At 39.8% G+C, this 18878-nt stretch carries 19 protein-coding genes; 1 reads left to right on the top strand and 18 read right to left on the bottom strand.

Going from position 1 to position 18878, the window contains the following annotated elements; all coding sequences use genetic code 11:
- Positions 1 to 277 precede the first annotated feature (277 nt).
- From FD50_RS05220 to FD50_RS05175, 10 genes are all read right to left on the bottom strand, one after another.
- A complete protein-coding gene (locus FD50_RS05220) occupies positions 278 to 715 on the bottom strand; it encodes a GyrI-like domain-containing protein (protein ID WP_054756882.1) in 438 nt (145 codons plus the stop codon).
- Between the two features lie 137 nt (positions 716 to 852).
- Positions 853 to 1152 (bottom strand): CHY zinc finger protein, encoded by a 300-nt coding sequence (locus FD50_RS12475; protein WP_082610433.1) that lies wholly within the window; start codon positions 1150 to 1152, stop codon positions 853 to 855.
- 42 nt (positions 1153 to 1194) lie between these two features.
- Positions 1195 to 1758 (bottom strand): biotin transporter BioY, encoded by a 564-nt coding sequence (locus tag FD50_RS05210; protein ID WP_056960682.1) that lies wholly within the window; start codon positions 1756 to 1758, stop codon positions 1195 to 1197.
- 323 nt (positions 1759 to 2081) lie between these two features.
- A complete protein-coding gene (locus tag FD50_RS05205; protein ID WP_056960681.1) occupies positions 2082 to 3494 on the bottom strand; it encodes a zinc ribbon domain-containing protein in 1413 nt (470 codons plus the stop codon).
- 3 nt (positions 3495 to 3497) lie between these two features.
- A complete protein-coding gene (locus FD50_RS05200; RefSeq protein WP_056960680.1) occupies positions 3498 to 4385 on the bottom strand; it encodes a zinc ribbon domain-containing protein in 888 nt (295 codons plus the stop codon).
- Between the two features lie 82 nt (positions 4386 to 4467).
- Positions 4468 to 5610 (bottom strand): glycoside hydrolase family 3 N-terminal domain-containing protein, encoded by a 1143-nt coding sequence (locus FD50_RS05195; RefSeq protein ID WP_056960679.1) that lies wholly within the window; start codon positions 5608 to 5610, stop codon positions 4468 to 4470.
- A 108-nt stretch (positions 5611 to 5718) separates the two neighbouring features.
- Positions 5719 to 6564 (bottom strand): hypothetical protein, encoded by an 846-nt coding sequence (locus tag FD50_RS05190; RefSeq protein WP_054756868.1) that lies wholly within the window; start codon positions 6562 to 6564, stop codon positions 5719 to 5721.
- A 269-nt stretch (positions 6565 to 6833) separates the two neighbouring features.
- Positions 6834 to 8171 carry a M20/M25/M40 family metallo-hydrolase gene (locus tag FD50_RS05185; protein WP_056960678.1) on the bottom strand — a complete coding sequence of 446 codons (1338 nt, stop codon included), beginning with the start codon at positions 8169 to 8171 and terminating at the stop codon, positions 6834 to 6836.
- 12 nt (positions 8172 to 8183) lie between these two features.
- Positions 8184 to 9383: a metal-dependent hydrolase family protein gene (locus tag FD50_RS05180; protein WP_056960677.1), complete on the bottom strand. Its 1200-nt coding sequence runs from the start codon at positions 9381 to 9383 to the stop codon at positions 8184 to 8186.
- Between the two features lie 51 nt (positions 9384 to 9434).
- Positions 9435 to 10634: a metal-dependent hydrolase family protein gene (locus tag FD50_RS05175; protein WP_056960676.1), complete on the bottom strand. Its 1200-nt coding sequence runs from the start codon at positions 10632 to 10634 to the stop codon at positions 9435 to 9437.
- 198 nt (positions 10635 to 10832) lie between these two features.
- Here FD50_RS05175 and FD50_RS05170 point away from each other — a divergent pair, with 198 nt between their 5' ends.
- A complete protein-coding gene (locus FD50_RS05170) occupies positions 10833 to 12008 on the top strand; it encodes a hypothetical protein (protein ID WP_056960675.1) in 1176 nt (391 codons plus the stop codon).
- Between the two features lie 207 nt (positions 12009 to 12215).
- On the opposite strand, the gene FD50_RS05165 is transcribed toward FD50_RS05170, so the two are convergent.
- The 8 genes from FD50_RS05165 to FD50_RS05135 form a co-directional block, all read right to left on the bottom strand.
- Complete coding sequence (locus tag FD50_RS05165; RefSeq protein ID WP_162256075.1) at positions 12216 to 13925, bottom strand: glycoside hydrolase family 13 protein; 1710 nt, start codon at positions 13923 to 13925, stop codon at positions 12216 to 12218.
- Entirely contained in the window at positions 13918 to 14337 is a 420-nt protein-coding gene (locus FD50_RS05160) for a PTS sugar transporter subunit IIA (RefSeq protein WP_054756860.1), read from the bottom strand. The genes FD50_RS05165 and FD50_RS05160 overlap by 8 nt, the downstream gene beginning before the upstream one ends.
- A 12-nt stretch (positions 14338 to 14349) precedes the next feature.
- A complete protein-coding gene (locus FD50_RS05155) occupies positions 14350 to 15174 on the bottom strand; it encodes a PTS system mannose/fructose/sorbose family transporter subunit IID (protein ID WP_390661230.1) in 825 nt (274 codons plus the stop codon).
- Complete coding sequence (locus tag FD50_RS05150) at positions 15164 to 15958, bottom strand: PTS mannose/fructose/sorbose/N-acetylgalactosamine transporter subunit IIC (RefSeq protein WP_056960673.1); 795 nt, start codon at positions 15956 to 15958, stop codon at positions 15164 to 15166. Before FD50_RS05150 ends, FD50_RS05155 begins: the two co-directional genes overlap by 11 nt.
- 17 nt (positions 15959 to 15975) lie before the next feature.
- Positions 15976 to 16437, bottom strand: coding sequence for a PTS sugar transporter subunit IIB (locus FD50_RS05145; protein WP_054756855.1), 462 nt, complete (start codon positions 16435 to 16437; stop codon positions 15976 to 15978).
- 69 nt (positions 16438 to 16506) lie between these two features.
- Positions 16507 to 17514: a LacI family DNA-binding transcriptional regulator gene (locus FD50_RS05140; protein WP_054756853.1), complete on the bottom strand. Its 1008-nt coding sequence runs from the start codon at positions 17512 to 17514 to the stop codon at positions 16507 to 16509.
- 468 nt (positions 17515 to 17982) lie between these two features.
- Positions 17983 to 18129 (bottom strand): hypothetical protein, encoded by a 147-nt coding sequence (locus FD50_RS12670; protein WP_156653493.1) that lies wholly within the window; start codon positions 18127 to 18129, stop codon positions 17983 to 17985.
- A gap of 156 nt (positions 18130 to 18285) precedes the next feature.
- Entirely contained in the window at positions 18286 to 18867 is a 582-nt protein-coding gene (locus tag FD50_RS05135; protein ID WP_056960672.1) for a YczE/YyaS/YitT family protein, read from the bottom strand.
- Positions 18868 to 18878: the final 11 nt, after the last annotated feature.

Below are 18878 nucleotides of genomic sequence, written 5' to 3'. Positions count from 1 at the left end.
CGTAATTTCGAGTTAGCACTCAAATTTTCCCGACTTATGTCACACTCTCTTATTAATTATTAAGTTTTCTAAACAACCTCAAAACTTCGTATAAATATTTTGCTCTTTAAATTCATTCTTGCAAAACTATTCATGAATCCTTTAATCAGTATTGATAGCTTTAGTGCCCCTCTGCTTTAACACAAATTTCTCTTTTAAGATTAGATTATTTCGACCACCTATCGATTTTTAAGTGCGCTCACCCAATTTAATTTTATGACTTAAAACTAAACATACTTCACTTAATTGGAATTAATATCTCACAATACCCTGATTGGACTAACGAAACCTTATAACGTTCAATCAAAGGTTGTTTTAACACTTTAAGACGATTTTTACTGATAATTTGAGCCAATTGACCATAAAATTCACCAATCACCTCTTCAGTATGCTTAATTTTAAAAACTACTACCTTTTGACCTTGGATAACCCTTTGCTTTACACAAGTTTTAAAGTTTGTTTTATTAGTAACAAGATAGACATCGTATCGACAATTTTTTGCGGTTATTCTTGTCGGATCATCTAGTGCAATTCCGAGAATAACAGCATTTTCCCAGAGTCCCTCTGCTTTAACCCACCTTTTAAAATTTTTCATTAAAACCTGGTTTTCCAATCCGTAAACTCCAACTTTTCTAAAATAAGCTACTCTGACTGGTGGCAAGTATTCAATTTTCAATTCTGGTCACTCCATCTTTTTACTCGGACGTCCTGTAACAAAAGTTTAACCCCAGTTAAAATGAAAATCACCAATTTTTTTAAATTTCCTAAAAATCGCTGCCACATCAAGCTTCCATAGCTCGACCAACCAGCAGCTTACTTAAAATAGATCCCATAATGTACACGGCACTTTGGATTAAAAGAATGCTGGCAATTGGGACAAAATCCCTGTACATATTTTTGAAAATCCATTGTGAACTTGCAAACACCGCAAATTGCCGGTGCAGCATGTTTAGCACACGGTACAAAGCGGTGGTCCCTTAAGGTATCATGACATTTATAACATGCAAAATATTGCTGGCACTGCGCACACTTTAAACCTACAATGTCGTTGGCCTGATGATAATGGCAGCAGCGCCCTGCCTCATCAACCTCGATTCCATGAATGATACTCAACGTAATTCCCCCACCTAATTTAAAGTACTAGCGACAGCTTCTTTAATATTCCACTTCAAGTTGCATTAAATTCCTGATTCGGCGAGTAATCACAACTGCTAAAATTGCTTTAAGCAAGTCTCCTGGAATGAAAACCAGATTTGAGACCAAGGCAGTCGAAAGCGGTATGCTGGATTGCCAAGCTAGCCACAAGGCACCGACTACATCGACAAAAATTACTCCAGCAACACCCACAATCAAAAGTTCATGCCACCATGAATGCTGGGCACGGACTTGAAAAAGTCGTTTTAAGCGTCCTATTAAAAACGGTACAAACAACCAAGCTATCAAGTATCCGCCACTTGGACCGAGAAAAACGGTGGCTCCACCGCGACCACCAGATAAGAGCGGTAATCCCAAAAATACAAGCAACAAGAACAGACCTACTGCGGCAGTTCCATACTTAGACCCCAATAAGCCGCCTGCCAACATTACTCCCATGTTCTGTAAAACAAGCGGCACTGGAATAATCCCCAGCGGAATTCCAGGCAATAAACCCAAAATAACTAAGATTGCCACCAACATTGCAGCTAAAACTAAATTCTTGGTTCTTTGATGATCCTTCACTTAACTCAACCCCAACTCTTAAATTAGTAACAGTCTCATTATATTCAACTGTAAACCCAATTTCAATAAATAGTTTACAATTAACAAAATATTGCGTAGTTCTCGCTAAAAAAGGTTGCACTACAAAAAAAGAACTCGGGGCTGTGACAAAAGTTAACTTTTGTCACAGCCCCGAGTTTATTCCGGATAAACGTGTTCCTTAGCCTTTCTAATGATTGATACACTATGAGCGCACCAATTTGCTGCCTAACCTGAAGCAAAGTTATTCAGCTCAGTCTACACTCCTAATTCAATATCATAGAAAAAATTTTTTCTAAAATATGTTAATTATCATTAGAATAGTTCTTCTCCCAATCAGCTGACTTAGTATCACCAATTGTTTGAATTTTGTAGTCACTGCCTTGCTTAACGATTTCTGCATTCGGATAAGTAAACTGCTGTACCTTAGTAGAATCGCCTGCATCTCCACTATTATTAAAAGTATACTTAACTGAATAAGAGACCGTTGCTTTGTTCTTACCTGCCGGAGTAACTGAATTAACTTTAGTAACTTCAGCGGTATAGTTCTCGATCTTACTGTTAGTCTTAAAAGAAGCAAAGAATTTTAGCAAATCATTATAACTTGAATTGCTTTCTTGCCCTACAAAAAGTTCTGCAGTTGACGAATCATCCGTACCGGTTTGAGCTCCCGAAAAAACATTATCAAGTAATTCTTCAGCATCTGACTTAGCGACCATTCCCTCGAATGCAGGTGCAATTGTATGCTCGCCTTCCGCTAGCCGATCACTAACGTTGACTGTCTTTGATTTGACAGTCTGACCTGAAACAGGCAATGTAATGTAAGCTTTCAAGTCGTTGCTGACTGGATAGTCTTTGAAGCTTAATTTACCTTCACTGTTTAACTCGCCGACTTTTTTTCCATTCAAGTACACAGTTGCACCCTTAGTTCCACTAATTGTAAATGTTGCTATTTTTAGTTTTAACGGCAAAGATTGAGAACCGGCAGTTAGCTTGGTGGTTGCAGTGTTCACTAATTTTCTGCCGGCGATCTTCCCTACAGCTTTGAAACTATATTGTCCAGGGAACAGCGGACCAACCTTTTTGCTATCACTAGAACTAGTCGTCGTTGCCAACTTCTTCCCATTTTGATAAAAAATAACCCCTGCGTGATTAGTAGATAACGTAACATACGCAGCAGCAATATTTAACTTATAGCGTGGGAAAAGTAACCATGCATTGCCACTTTGTTCAATTGAATAGGTATTATCATACGTCGAACCGGCTTGAAGCGCACTTTTTAACGCGGCTAATTCCTGACGGTTGTTCTCAAAATACTTTTGAACTGGTTTTAAATTTTTATTCGATATTTCATTTTGTAAAGTTGGATCACTCGTCTTTACGTATTTAGCCAGATTTTTATCAGAGTTCCCCATCGTTGTAATAATCCGCTCAAGTTGCTTTTGTGGTTGGTAGTAATTCTTTAACCCTAGGTATCCGGCAACTAAGATCACAACGACTGCCACAACAGCCCCAACCATGCGTTTGTTGAGCGGTTTTCGAGGCTGCACAGGCGTACTGCGCTGCAGCGGTTTTTGGGTACTATCCTCTGGTGCAGCCGTAGACTCGCTTTTTTTCTCAGTTGCTGCGCTTGTTAAGTTATGTCCGCAATTAGGACAAAATGCTGCACCGGCTTTAACTTGAGTTCCACACTCAGGACAAAATGTTTCTGAGGCCATTACTTAGAGCCCCCCTTTAAATACTGAAGAAACAAATGAACCAGCTGTATCACCTAATTGTGATATTACAAGTGAAAAAGCAATTGTTTCGATTGCAACACAAATTGCCACCGTAATAGCAGCACCATAAATTCGATCAAGTTGCCCACCATTTTCAAGTTCAACAACTCCGCAAACAATAGTTATTCCCCAAATAGCCGAAATTAAAAGCAGGATCAAGCTGATCACCAGCATTGAAACAATACTCATCCCAGATAACGCGATTAAGAAAAAGAGGACTGTCAATAAAAGAATTGAGCTGCTGTAATGTGCCAAACGGTTCAGATAATCAATGAAATTTTCAGCTTCAGCTGCTTTGCTGACCGCTCGGTGAATCAGAAAAGCCACACCGACCATTGCCACTGCTGCAATTAGGATTGTCAAAATAATAGTAAAATAAAATCCAATTCCAATTGAATAGGAAGTATTATAGCTAGCTGAATTATTAGAAAAAGATCCTAAAAGATTGTTAGCTGCATTTGAGGCGGCTGAAGTTGCGGTTTGGGCCCAATGTCCAATACCTAAAGTAAAAAATAAACTTTCTAAAAATAAAGTTAATATTCCAGCATATTTAGTTGTTTTTTGTGCCTTGAAAGGCTGCTTCCAGGATGCAAGCAGCCAACTCCAATATCCTTGAAAAGCACTTTGCAGCGCTTGGGTATTGATTGCGGCAGCGTCACTGTGAGTGTTTGCATTATTCTTTTGAGCATCTTCAGCAGTTCCTTGAGCTTGCGCTGTTTTAGCTGCAGTAGCTGTTGAATGTGCCGTGGTAACGGTTAATTTAGTCCCGCATTTCGTACAGAATTTTGCATTGTCTTCTATCTCAGAATGACAATTTGGACAAAGTTTCATGATACATTCCCCCAATGTAATTTGTTATATATTTATAACACAACATAAAATTATAACATATTTAATAAATTAAATATATTCTTTAGTTTTTTTGATAATCCTTAAGATTTTCCTGCTTTAAAAGTCCCAAATTTCTTTTTAAACTTAAAATACGATAAACTGACTTATTAATCTGTGCTTCCTTAATCTGTTTATCCTGAACAGCTTTGACAATTGTTGGCACGCCTTGCGCAAAATTATTACTCAAGAGCATGTCATTCCCCGCTTCAACTGCCAGCAAATCAGGCGAGACATGCCGATCGGCAGCGAATTTAGTAATCGCACCCATGCTGAGGTCATCAGTAATAATGACCTTTTTAAAATGCAACTTTTGCCGTAAAAGTTGATGGATCTTAGGTGACAACGATGCTGGATAGTCGGGATCAATTGCAGTCACAAAGATATGTGAGACTAAAACAGTTTGTGCCCCGGCCTTAATCCCCGCCTTGAATGGCAAAAAATCATTTTTCTCAAAATCCGCAAGTGCTTTGTCTGTCGAGGCAAAACCTGTATGCGTGTCTCCAGCCGCCCCATAACCTGGAAAATGCTTGAGGCTGGCTGCAACGTGATTCTTTTGAATCTGAGGAATCTCAGTCTTGATAACAGTGGCAGTCTGCTGATAATTTAAGCCCAATGTTCGCTTATAAATAAAGCTGTTACTGTCGCTAGAGACATCTGCCACTGGTGCAAAATTCAAGTTAATTTGCAAAGAATGTAACAATTGCGCCGTTGCCCCTGCCGCTTTAACCACTGCCTGACTCCCACCTGATTGGTAAAGCTGCTGTGGTGAAGCAAAAGTTTGATTTCCAGTCAACTGTGGGTTAGCGTCCAACCGTGAGACTGTTCCACCTTCTTGATCAGTTCCAATTAATAAAGATAGGTTTGCGTGTCCCTGATAGTTTTGCAGATTGCCAATAAATTGTTGTTTTGTTTGTTCCTTGAAATCATTTCCAAACAAGATTAACCCACCCGGTTGGTTTTCTTTAATGAAAGCTGCTGTATTTTGCTGCCCGGATTGAGTGGGAATCAGATACATTTGAGCGACTTTTTGTTGCAGCGTCATCTTATTAATGACTTTCTTTAATTGCTGGTTGCTGATTTTTGAAACTTTCTGTCCCTCAATGGTCGCTACTGGTACACATAAAAATAATATAATGGATATTAGAAATAAAAATAACTTTTTCATTTTCCCTGCCCTTTTTACAAAAACTTCTTTATGAAACATAATTACCAGTATAATCCAACTCTTCATGAATAACTATCCGACTTCAAAACAAGCTGTGCACTTTAACTATTATTCAATGGGATCTCCAGGTGCATGTACTTTACCTGTGGGCGAGACTGTCCATGATTGTCCGTTGCTATCAGTAAAAGACCAACTACCATTATCACCTTGCCCAATCTGCAGTGCATCGATCTCAAAAGCTTCAGCACCATTATTTTTAGCCCATTCTTGAAGCGTATTGATAGCTTCTTCGCGTGTTAATCCTGCAGAACTTTGCTGCGCAGCTTCAGAATTACTTGCATTAGCTGCTGTAGTAGAATTCACGGTACTATCTTGTGTATTTGATGAAGTACTTTCCTCAGCATTGTCTTTTCGTGCTTTAAACTGCTTTGCTAATTGCGAGCTCTTAAGATTAGTCGAAGTTGCAATCCCATTAATAAAGCTATCATAAGAAAGTAAGTTGTCTTGATTAAGATAAGCAATTGCACCACCTCCCACAGTCTCCTGTTCAGCAACACTCTCAAAAAGTTGATGCTCAGAACTGCTAGTATGCGGCTTAAGCGTTAGCGTACCTTTCTTTTTAGAAAGAATTTTACGGTCGCTTGCAAAATAAATGAACTTACTTTTATCAAACTTGACAGTCTTATTCGTATTGTTTTTGACTTTGAGTGAAACAGCATAGACCGGATCAGCAGTATTATCTTTAGTCTCATCCTGTTCAATTTTAAAAATAAAGTTTAGTGCATGTTTATCCAAAGTACTCAAATCTTCATAATACGTGACTTGCGCTTTTGCCTGCTCGCTGGTTCTATGACTACCAATCTTGTTAGCTGCTACACCAGAAGAACAAGCAGTCAATAAAAGAATACACGCGGTACAGATTTCCCCCAAAATAATTCTTTTGTACCTTAACATCTTTACCCTTCCCTTTTTAAAAATTACTATAATTAAAGTTACATGCATATCTTAACGCAATCTTGGCTATTATAATAATATTTATATTTACATGTAAAATAATTATTTCAGGTTATTACTAATTACCACAGCCATTATTAATTGTGATTTATATCACAAACATAGTGTAAAATAATTCAATAAAAAATAATTATTGCTAACAAAAAAATCCAGCCCCTGTCGACATTTTCATTGCTGTCAACATCAGCTGAATTTTAGCTATTTTAAATCTATTCTGCTTGGTACGCTTCTAACAGTCTACCCAGATAAACCGTTGCATCCTGATAATCAGATAATCTGATGTTCTCATTTGGAGCATGCGGGCCACTTCCGGCATAATGAATTCCAATCATTACAATTGGAACTGCAAGTTCATCAACAAATTGCTTAGCAGGGCCGCCACCCGGCATGTTTGGTACCACAACATAATTAGAAGCACCATAAACCTCTTTTGCAACCGCGACATTCAACTTCACAAAAGGATCATTCAAATCTGTTCTAAATGCACTTTCACCTGTATTATAGTGCAATTTAACATCTGCAAAACCGTTCTTTATTAACTGTTGTTGAATAAGTTCTGCAATCTTAGCCGGTTCTTGGTTAGGAACAAGCCGGCAGTCCAATTTTGCAACTGCCCTTCTTGGTACCACGGTCTTAGTGCCATCCCCTTCATAGCCTGACGACAGCCCATTAATTGTCAGTGTGGCGCTATTGACCAGAGCTTTTGCAGGATCATCAGTTACAAAAGGCCGCAGTAAACCGAATTCCTGTGTGACTCGTTTTGCGTCGAATTTGATATCTTTAATAGCCTTCTTAGTATCTTCAGTCAACGGCATCACGTCATCATAAAAACCTGCAACTTTAATTCTGCCTTGCTGGTCTTTTAACGAACTCAGTGCTTGCACTAGTCTCCAAGCGGCATTATCTGCATAACTTGCAAGTGAAGAATGTAGATCACTAGCAGCTGTGACAACTTCCAAATCAAAGCTGGCAATTCCTTTTAGCCCACAGGTTATCTGAAATTGTTCGCTTTCATTCCGACCGCCGCCTTCCCAGATGCAGACATCGGCAGCCAACTGACTGGCATGTGCATGCACATAGGCATCAACATGCGGACTTCCAAGTTCCTCTTCACCTTCGATTATGAATTTAAGATTGACTGGCAGACCGCCATTTTCCTTGAAATATTTTATGAGCGTTAACCGCGACATCAACTCGCCCTTATCATCACAAACCCCGCGTGCAACTAATTTTCCTGCAACCAGCGTAGGTTCAAAGGGCGGTGTTTTCCATTCATCTAATGGTTCTGGTGGCTGGACATCATAATGATTGTAAAAAAGAACTGTTTTGGAAGAATTCCCCTTCAACTCAGCAAAAACAACCGGATTGCCTCCTTGATCATGCCAGACTTCGACTGCCGCTCCCAGCGCACTGAAGGTTTCCTGCAGCCACGCAACAGTTTCATTTATCCCACTATTTTGTGCCGAGATACTCGGAATCCTCAGATAATCCGAAAACGAGTCTAATTCACGCTCAGCAAATGCCTTTAACTTCTGCTTTTCAATCAAAAAATCACACCCTTAGTTTACTTTTTTGCCTTTTTTATAAACAGCTTTAAGACTTTCAAGTGACCCGACATTTTCTAATGGATTGTCGTCCAAAATCAAAAAGTCCGCAAATTTACCCGCTGCTAATGTACCGTACAAATCATCAATTTTAAGCAATTCGGCTGCATACTTGGTTGCACCAAACAAAGCCTGTGCTGGAGAAGCTCCCAATTCCACTATTAACTTCAATTCATTCCAGGTTCCCTTGCCAAAAGAGTTAAATGGTGTTCCTGCATCCGTTCCGACTACCACTTTGACACCTTGCTTAATCGCCTGAGAGACATTTTTAAAAAAGTCACTTTTAACCAGATCGTTTTTACGTAACATATATTCAGGCAATTTACCACGTCCATCTTGAGAAATTGCGGTCGGAGCATTCAACGTTGGTACTAAGAAGATGTTTTTTTCTCGCATAAAAGCAGCTTGGTCTTCATCAATGTAGATCCCGTGTTCAATCGAATCGACGCCCGCAACTAATGAATTCTGGATTCCCTGATTTCCTTGAGCATGCGATGCAACTGTCATATGCTTGGAATGTGCCTCTTCAACTGCCACTTTCAACTCGGCTAAGCTCAATTCAATATCATCGACTTCATCAGTTGCAGACATGACCCCACCTGTTGCCATAACTTTGATATTCTTGGCACCTCGTTTGAATTCTTGACGGACTGCTTTACGCATTGCGTCCTCAGAATCAGTTAGGTGTCCCCAAGTCGCGCTTCCGTCTGGCTCTTCGATAAAGTCACCGTGTCCGCCCGTCATTGTCATCGGACGTCCAGATGGCATAATTTCCGTGCCGCCAAGTACGTTTTCCTGCTGCAGCTTAGCCAGCTTCACATCCACATCAAAGGCACAGCCGCAGTCTCTGATATAGGTCACTCCGGCTTTAAGCAGCTCCTGCAAGTTATTTAAAGCGGTCACTGTGGCCTCTGTTTCAGAGAGATATTCTAATTTGTTGGTAACAGGATTCATCATAATGTGAGTGTGGGCATTGATTAACCCAGGCATTAGATATTTGCCCTGCAAGTCAACAACCCGTTTGGCTTCAGGCGCAGTCCCAGTTCCAGTTGCGACTACTTTGCCAGTGAGATCATCGACCTTAAGCCAGCTATTTTGTTGCAGTTGTGCATGCTGTCCGTCAAAAAGATTTGCATTTTTAAAAATTATATTCATTGCATTCTCCCCTTAAAGGTTGCCAACTTACTCTGTCAATTATTTTTAAGCTTAGAACTGCTTCACACCTTTTTTATAAACACCCTTATCTTCTTGTTGAACTGCTTTGATATCTGCCAATGGATCTGTATCTAATACAATAAAATCAGCATATTTACCTGCTGCTAAAGAACCATATTCGTTATCAATATGCATCAGTTCCGCTGCATTCTTGGTTGCTGCAAATAAAGCCTGTGCATTTGTCGCACCAACCCTCGTCAAAAGTTCAAGTTCAAAAGATGTGTCCTTGAATCCATTAAAAGGTGTTCCCGCATCTGTCCCAAAGGAGATCTTAACGCCCGCTTTGATTGCAGCACCGATCCGTTCAAAATACTTATCCATGAAAGCATTTGCTTTATCCAACATATACTGCGGCAACTTTCCTTCACCATATTTAGGAATTGTATAGGCTGCAATCAAAGTAGTTGTCAAAAAGGTTCCTTGCTTGATCATCAATTCAATATCTTCATCAGAAACATAAGAACCATGTTCGACAGAATCAACCCCTGCTAAAACAGCATTGTGGATTCCTTTTTCTCCTTCAGCATGTGCTGCAACAGTCATATGCTTAGAATGTGCTTCCTCAACAGCCGTCTTCAATTCCGGCAAGCTGAGTTCAATATCATCAATCTGATCAGTAGCTGACATGACACCGCCAGTTGCCATTAATTTTATGTTTTTAGCACCCTTTTTAAAAGCTTGGCGTACAGATGCACGCATTTCATCTGGAGAATCAGTTAAATATCCCCAAGTAGTCTCTCCGTCCCAACCTTCAGTAAAGTCGCCATGCCCGCCAGTCATTGACATTGGGCGTCCGGAAGGCATGATCTCTGTGCCGCCGATGACTCCTTGGCTTTGCAGCTTAGCTAACTTGATATCGACATCAAAAGCACAGCCACAATCCCTGATATATGTAACACCGGACTTCAATAATTCCTTTAGATTCTGCAATGCCTGATAAGCAACTTCAGTCTCAGAAAGATATTCCAGCTTATTGGTCTGCGGATTCATCATAATGTGAGTATGGACATTGATCAAACCCGGCATGACGTATTTGCCTTTTAAGTCGATCTTTTCACCTCGAACAGGGGCATCACCGCGGCCAACTTGAACTATCTTTCCGCTTTTTTCGTCGACCTCCATCCAGGAAGCAGCCTTAGTTTCAGCTTCGGCACCATCAAACAAGTTAAAATTAGTAAACAATTTAGTCATCCAAGCATCTCCTTATCAAATTACAATAGCAAAAGTTAATAGTTTACACACTAAAATATAATTATATTTAATTAGCATTAAGCTAAATTTAACACCAAAGATCTTAAAAGTCACTATTGAAAGTTAATCAATTTTATAATACTATAATATCTGATTCAATTTTATCATTTCATTTTAATCTTATGGGGGTTCATCTATATGAATTTTATTATATTTTTCACAATTGTCATGCTTTTCATGCTGATTGGAGAATGGGTTTCTGCGGCAACCAAAGCGTACATCCCTTCTATCTTTGTAACTGCTATTCTTTTCGTAATCGGCTTTTGGACGATTATTCCAAAGGACATCGTTGCACAAGCATCATTTGGCACTAATTTTGTTACAATCTGTGTTTCTTTATTATTAGTCCACTTAGGAACACTGATGAATCTGCGCGAATTAATTGCACAGTGGAAAGCAGTGTGTATTGCTCTTTTAGGTGTTGCTGGAACCTTGATCTTGACACTGACAGTTGGAACTTTGATTTTTAACTGGCATACGGTTGTGGCGGCAGTACCTCCGCTGACAGGCGGGCTCGTAGCGGCACTCTTAATGACAAGCGGTCTTAAAGCTGAAGGGATCACCGCTTTAGTAGCATTGCCAGTCTCAATGTTCGTTTTGCATTCAGTGATCGGTTATCCATTAACTTCATACATGTTGAAAAAGGAAGGCCGTCGCTTAGTCGGAAAATTCAGAAGGGAAAAAATCGAAATTGACGAAAACTCTCCTTTAACGACTTTGTCCAATGAAAGTCCCAGAATTTTCAAGCTTCCCAAAGAATTTCAAACACCGGCATTTATTCTCGTACGTGTCGCGATTGTGGCATTGCTTAGTAACGGCTTCGCAGTCCTGATACACAATGTGATTAACCCTAACGTAATTTGTCTGATTTTTGGGGTAATTGCACATCAGCTCGGTTTCTTAGAAAGCAATGCTTTGAAACAAGCGGGCGTCTTCAACTGGTTAATGTACGGCCTTTTGGCATATGTCTTTGAACAACTGAACTTAACGACTCCTGCAATCATGGGAACCATTATCTTACAAATTGTTGTTTTAATTCTGTTAGGTTTGCTCGGGATGTTCATCGCTTCTTGGATCCTTGCTAAGCCGTTTGGAATGAGCGGTCCAATGGCATTTTCTTGTTCATTAACTGCTTTATTCGGTTTCCCAGCTGACTACATTTTAACTACAGAAATCTGTCACAGTGTTGCAAGCAACAAAAAAGAAGAGGCTTATCTTTTGGAAAATATCCTGCCGAAGATGCTGGTTGGTGGTTTTGCAACTGTTTCAGTAGCTTCAGTAATTATTGCTTCTATCTTCCTTAAGCTTATCTAGATAAGCGTTGAATCCAACTTAGCAACACACAATTAGCAGTTACCTTACTTTGTGAAAAATACAATTGTACTCCTAATTCAAAAAGCAGTTTGCCGAAAGTCAAAATTAAAATTCGGTAAACTGCTTTTTTGTGTCGTTTGGAAATATTCCAAGTCCAAACTACGTTACTAAATCGAGCCTATTTAAGGTTGGGCCAAAAGTGAAATTTTATCGACTTTTGTCACACTCTTTTGTAAACAAGTACACCGCTGCTCCATAAGCTGGCAAGTTGACAGTCTTTGAAGTACTTTGGGGTGCTGTAAAATTACTGATAATTAACTTATTTTCCAATCCTGCCAAGAAAGTTGGCAATTCAAGCTGCTCTGCTTGTGCGGTGAAGTTTCCCGTTACAAACAAGACTTGTTCGGCCGTTTCGCGTAAGAAAGTATAATTACGTTCGTCTTGTGGATGCAATAAGCGATATTTACCGGTTGTCACGATGGGTAGCGTATGTCGTAATTTAATTAACTGCTGGTAGTAATAAAACACTGAATCTGGATCTCGAAGTGCTTGTTCCACATTAATCTGCGGATAATTAGGATTAGGCAAAAGCCATGGTTTACCCGTAGTAAATCCTGCATTTTTGGTTGCAGACCAAGGCATCGGGGTGCGCGCATTATCGCGTGACTTTAAATAAATCGTTTCCATTGCGTAGTCTGACCCTAGATGTTTATTTTCAGTGAAATCCTTGTAGACTGACTTGGTCTCAATATCATTGTAATCGTCGATCGAATTAAAACGAGCGTTCGTCATTCCCAACTCTTCACCTTCGAAAATATACGGTGTTCCTTGCTGCATATGCAGGATCGTTCCCAGCATTTTAGCTGCAGCTTGTCGATATTCTTGCTGATCCGTTCCAAAACGTGTCACAGGCCGTGCCTGATCATGATTACTCCAATATAAGCTATTCCAGCCATTATGCTGCGCCATTCCTACTTGCCACTTGGTGAAGACTCGTTTTAATGCGCTCAGTGCAAAACGTTTAGTTGAAAATTTGCCATTTTCACCGTAGTCAAGGTGCATGTGGTCGAAATGAAAAACCATATTTAATTCATGCTTATGTTCATCGGTGTATTTGGTAGCCTCTTCAACCGTAGTATGTGGAGTCTCACCAACGGTCATGATCTCATAGTGCGAGAGCACTTCACGATTCATCTCTTGCAAATATTCGTGCACCCGCGGCCCATTTGCAGCTCCCGCATAGTAACTGCCGTACTGCTTATTTTGAATAATTGGACCATCTGGATAAGCGGGATCCTTGGAGATCAATGAAATTACGTCCATCCGGAAACCATCAATTCCCTTATCCAGCCAAAAACGCATTAAAGTATAAATCTCACGCCGTACCTGTTCATTTTCCCAATTCAAGTCAGGTTGTTCTTTAGCAAACAAATGAAGATAGTATTCCGCAACCTCTGCTTCATAAGTCCAGGCAGATCCTCCAAAACTTGAACCCCAGTTATTCGGTGCCTGCTGCTTGACTGGCTTTTTCCAAATATAATAATCATGGTATGCATTATTTTTAGCTTGTTTTGCCTGTTTAAACCACGGATGCTGATCTGAAGTGTGGTTCACCACCAAGTCTAGAATAATTTTTAAACCCTTTTCATGTGCCTTTGCAAGCAATTCATTAAAATCGGCCATAGTGCCCAGTTCTGGTTCTATCTCGTGATAATTTGAAATATCATATCCATTGTCGACTTGAGGGGAACGATAAATTGGATTCAACCACAACACATCAACGCCCAATTCTACCAAATAGTCCAGCTTTTGAATAATTCCTTGCAAATCACCGATTCCGTCGCCATTAGCATCATAAAAGCTCTTCGGATAAATCTGATAAACTACACTCTTTTTCCACCATGGAATCTCATTCATCATCATCATCGCCAATTCTAATGTCATTGATGTATACCACTGCTTGCTGTGCCTCAGCGACAATTTCACGGACTCTTTGAGCGGTCAGATAATTATCCTGTGGCTCCATAGTAAATGCTAAAGCCAGTGGTAAATTCATCCCGCTCACAAGATGAGTATGTTCACGGAGTCGATAACCAAAGAACGTTTGATTGACACTTCCCGCCATCATATCGGTTAAAATAATTACTTCAGTTGATGCCGGGAAAGTCTGCATTAAATCGGCTACAGTTTCTTTGATCGGTGCATTATCTAAGTAAGCTGTCAGAGTAGAAATTCTATTTTCAGCTAGGTCCCCCGCAATAAATTCAACTGTATCTTTTAAGCCGGCAGCAAAACGATGATGTGATGCAAGTATAATTTTTCTTTCCATTTTTAACCTCTCCTATGCTTTTAGTATTCCGAAATACGAACCAGCTAAAGCAATTACAATTACCAGCAAAATGATTCGAGTCGGGGTCCATTTTTTATTATCAAGTAATTTGTAAACCAGTAATGTCAGCAGTGCTGGGAGCAATGCAGGCATAATTTTATCCAAGACTCCCGTTTGCAGTGCTAAAGAAACTTTACCAAATTGAAATGTTAAGGGAGTAGTGACTTTAACAACTGTCGCAATTAAAGCACCAACTACACTTAGGCCCATGATTGAAGCCGCTTCGGTAAACAGAACCATTTTGCTGCCTAAGGAGGTTACCAGCTTTGTACCAGAGGTATATCCAACCTCAAATAACTTAACTTTAACAAACCAGAAAATTATATTAGCGATCAGCCAGATAATTGCGCCTAACGGGTTGCCTTGTAAAGCCATATATCCGGAAATAGATCCAATAATCGTCGGCCACAAAACCCATACCAAGGTGTCACCCACTCCGGCTAATGGACCCATCAAACTAGTTTTCAGAGACTGAACTGCTTCTTTGGCCTGCGGACCGTCCTTTTCTTCCATTGCAGTTGTTGCACCTAAAATCATGCTGGACATTACAGTTGTTGAATTAAAGTAGTTAAAGTGATTGTCCAAAGCTGCTTGATACTCATCGTCATCTGGATAGATTTTCCTAAGAATCGGTGCAAGTGCCCATGCAACAGCAGGACCCATTTGTGATTCATAGTTGAACAAGTTGACAGCCATAAAGTTGTAGCGGCTGCCGGCACGCCGTAAATCTCTTTTGGTAATCTTTGGATTAGCACTCTTTTCTTGTTTACTCATCATAATTCTCCCCGTCTTCATCAACAGCTGCTTGTGTGACAGCTTCTTTGACCTTGCGTGCCTCAGAGGTAAAGTACCAGTAAGAAGCAGCAAAACCTAATAATGCAATTCCTAAAACGGCCACTTTTAAATACGCAGAAAGCACGAAACCGACAATAATATACGGCAGAAATTTTTTAACTGGCATATAATGCATCAACATTCCAATTCCGACAACTGGCAACATGCCACCAGCAATTGTCAGGCCATTTGTAACCCAAGTTGGAATCGCATTAAGAATGAATTTGACAAACTGTGGTCCCACCAATACGACTAACAAAGTTGGAATTGCGGTTTGCAGACTGAACAAGATTGGACCTAACCAAGCTTCGCGGCGCATTGTCTGCCATTTATGCTGCTGGTTATCCGTTTTCATTTTGTGAGCCAAAAAGTTACAAATAATTCTGGCAACCACTTCCAACTGAATTGCAATCAACCCCACCGGTAAGCCCACTGCAATGGCGGCTTTAATTCCAGTCCCGGTTCGAATAGCAACGAAAGCGCCTACAATCGTGGCTAAGCCATAATTTGGTGCGGAGGCTCCTCCAAGTGCAGCAACCCCCAACATCATTAATTGGAAAGTACCCGCAATCACAAGTGCTGTATGCAGGTCACCCATGATCAGACCAGTAATCATTCCTACAATGACTGGAAACCATGACATAATTACCAGACCGTTTTGATCAACAGTCATAAAACCAGCAAGAAGAATAATTAAGATATCCTGCAAAATTTCAATACTAGACATTTTTATTCACCCTCTATTTAATAAGTTTCTTCAGGATCTGTCGGTACATATTGCACTACAACAGGCACACCTTTAGCTTTAATAGTCTCCAAGTCTGCACGTTCCTGATCATTCAACGCAATAAATTTAGTTACCGGTTTACGCCCATTTTCATTAAAAATAATACCAAGATCGACTTTAGGAATTGCGACTCCGTTTTCAATTAACTTAATTAAAGTTGCAGGCTCTTTTACTAAGACGAAGACGCGCTGAGTATCATATTTACCGGCATTGAAATTAGTAATTGCTTTTTGAGTGTCAATAATCGACATCCCTGTGCCTGCGGGTTTAGACATCTTCATGCTGTCTTTGATCGCTTCATTTTTACTAATTTCATCATCGACAACCATGAAACGTTTGACCTTTAACTTCTGGGCCCACTGATTAACAATTAAACCATGGATTAAACGCTGATCGATTCTTGCTAAAACTACTGTCATTTTTATCAATCTCCTTTTTGGTATCGATACCAAATTGCTTTGCAAAAGAACATGTTATGTTGATGTTCTTTAGACTGAGGCTCTTTTAACAATTTCAAGCGGAAAAATTTGCGGCAAAGTCACAGCTTGATCCTGCAATGCCGCCACCATTGCTTTTGCTGCCGCAGATCCCATCTGATCAACTGGTTGCCGAATAGTGGTCAATGGGATCTTCAAAAAGCTTGAAGACGGCTGATCATCGACTCCCAGCACCGCTAATTGTGCCGGAATTTGGACACCCTGAGCCTGAGCTTCTTCTAGAAGTCCTAGAGCAACTTCATCACTTCCTGCCAGAATGGCATCGGGTTTATCTGGACTTGCAATAATCTTTTGCAGGATCAGTTTTCCATCCGTTGCAGTATGTGCATTAGTGAACAACCAATGAGGATTAAAGCGAACTTTGCCAATACTGTTCAAAGCTGACTGAAAACCCGAAAAACGATCTGAGTCAAAATTGACCCCGTTTTCTGCCAGCGCAACCTGCTTGCGTCCAGTAGCATAGGCAAGCTTTGTATAGCCGTGCTGCAGTAAGAATTCGGTAGCATTATAGAAACCCTGATACTGATTAGCCCTGATAATCGGAACGGGTACATCAGCAAGATATTCATTGACTAAGACGATCCTTCCATACTGCAGATAAGGCTGAATAACCGACCATGGGTTTTCAATTGAACAGAGGATCACGCCGTCAACTTGCTGATTGCGCAACATCTTAAGCGCTGTCAATTCTTCTTCAGGACGACTAAAGGTCTGGACAATGATCGTGGTGTAGCCTGCTTCGTCAAGTGTTCTTTCGATCGCATCTACCAGGTACGAAAAGAACGGATTGACAATTCGCGGAATCGTAACTGCCATCGTATTAGTACTGGAACCGCGCAGCTGACGCGCTGCTGGTCGCGGAACATATCCGAGCTGCTGCATTGCATCCTCAATCAGTTTTCTCTTTTTGGGAATGACATGCGGGTTATTATTAATCACACGAGAAACAGTTGAAACTGAAAGGCCTGCTAAGCGTGCAACGTCTGAAATCGTTGCCAAAATATCACCTCCTACAAGTTACCGCTATCACAAAGTAAAGGTTACAGCATTAAAATTAGATTGTCAATAGAATTTGATATCGTTTTCAAAATTTATTTTAACTGGCAATAAAAGAAACGTGCCTTCCAAACTTATCCAACTGTTCAAAACTTCTGTTATAGCATCTTCAAAAGCTACGTAATGAATTACTATACTTGGTAGCAAGATTACTTTTTAAACTAAGTACCCTTTCCCAATCATTTTAAAAGGGGCTGTGACAAAAGTTAAATTTTGTCACAGTCCCTCTTTTATTCCGGATAAACGTGTTCCATAAGTCAGTTGACTACACTGTTAATTCTCACCAACTAAATGCCTTTTGTCCCACTCTTCGCTTTGAACTAGCACTTAACCTTAAGCTACCTGAAAACTGCTCCTAAACTAAAAAGTGGCTTTGTAAAATATTCCGATATTCTGAACTATTACCCTAATCTATCTTGCCTTAAGTAAAATATGCATTCCCTGCGAGATTCCAATAATAACCACCGTTCCAATGATTTTACCGAGCACAGATACCGCAGTAAAGCCCCACCAAAGCACCAATAAAACTACTTCAACTGCGAAAATCAGATATTTCATAAGATTCCACTCCTTTGGAAAAGCGATGCCTAACCTGCTTGACTATTGCATAATTCCATTAGCAATCATCTCTAATAATAGTACAATAAAAGCTAATCCTATGGAACTTAAGCAGCTTTGAATAATATGCACACCGCTGCAACAGCATAAATTGGATTACTTAGTCTTTGCAAAATAAATTTTTTTATTCCACAGCCCATTAAATATTTTTATCATTGGACCTAATCCAAAAATTGCGAGTACACTTCCAATTCCAAAAGTAGCTCCTAAGAAAATTCCAAGCAAAACATTGAAAGCATCTAAAATGATCCTAGACATCGCCATATCCATTCTAAGAACTTGAGATACAGCATACATCATTGCCTCCATCGGACCAGAACCCAGATTTCCTTTCAAATACATCGAAGTTCCAAAAGCCATAATTAGAAAACCAAAAGCCATAGTAAAATAGCTATTTAACGATATTGATTTTCTGAAGACTGGATCAATCCATTTTACAGTTTGCCCAATCAATAATGCATTTAATAAGCTCCCTATCCCTAAAGTTTTACTATTCACACTTAACGAAATTATTAAATAAATAATACTTAAAATTTGACTCCAAGTTCCAAACTCCCAATTACTATGTTTCATTATTCCCAAAATTAACGTACTTAATGAATCAACACCATGATTTGCAAGTACAATCAATTCAATTCCAATTCCTGATAAAATACTGCCACTAATTGTCAGTATCAAGCTCTTAATTC

Source organism: Liquorilactobacillus satsumensis DSM 16230 = JCM 12392 (assembly GCF_001435195.1).
Lineage (GTDB): Bacteria > Bacillota > Bacilli > Lactobacillales > Lactobacillaceae > Liquorilactobacillus > Liquorilactobacillus satsumensis.
The sequence above is the reverse complement of the archived record's forward strand: the minus strand, read 5'-3'. Positions and strand labels throughout refer to the sequence as shown.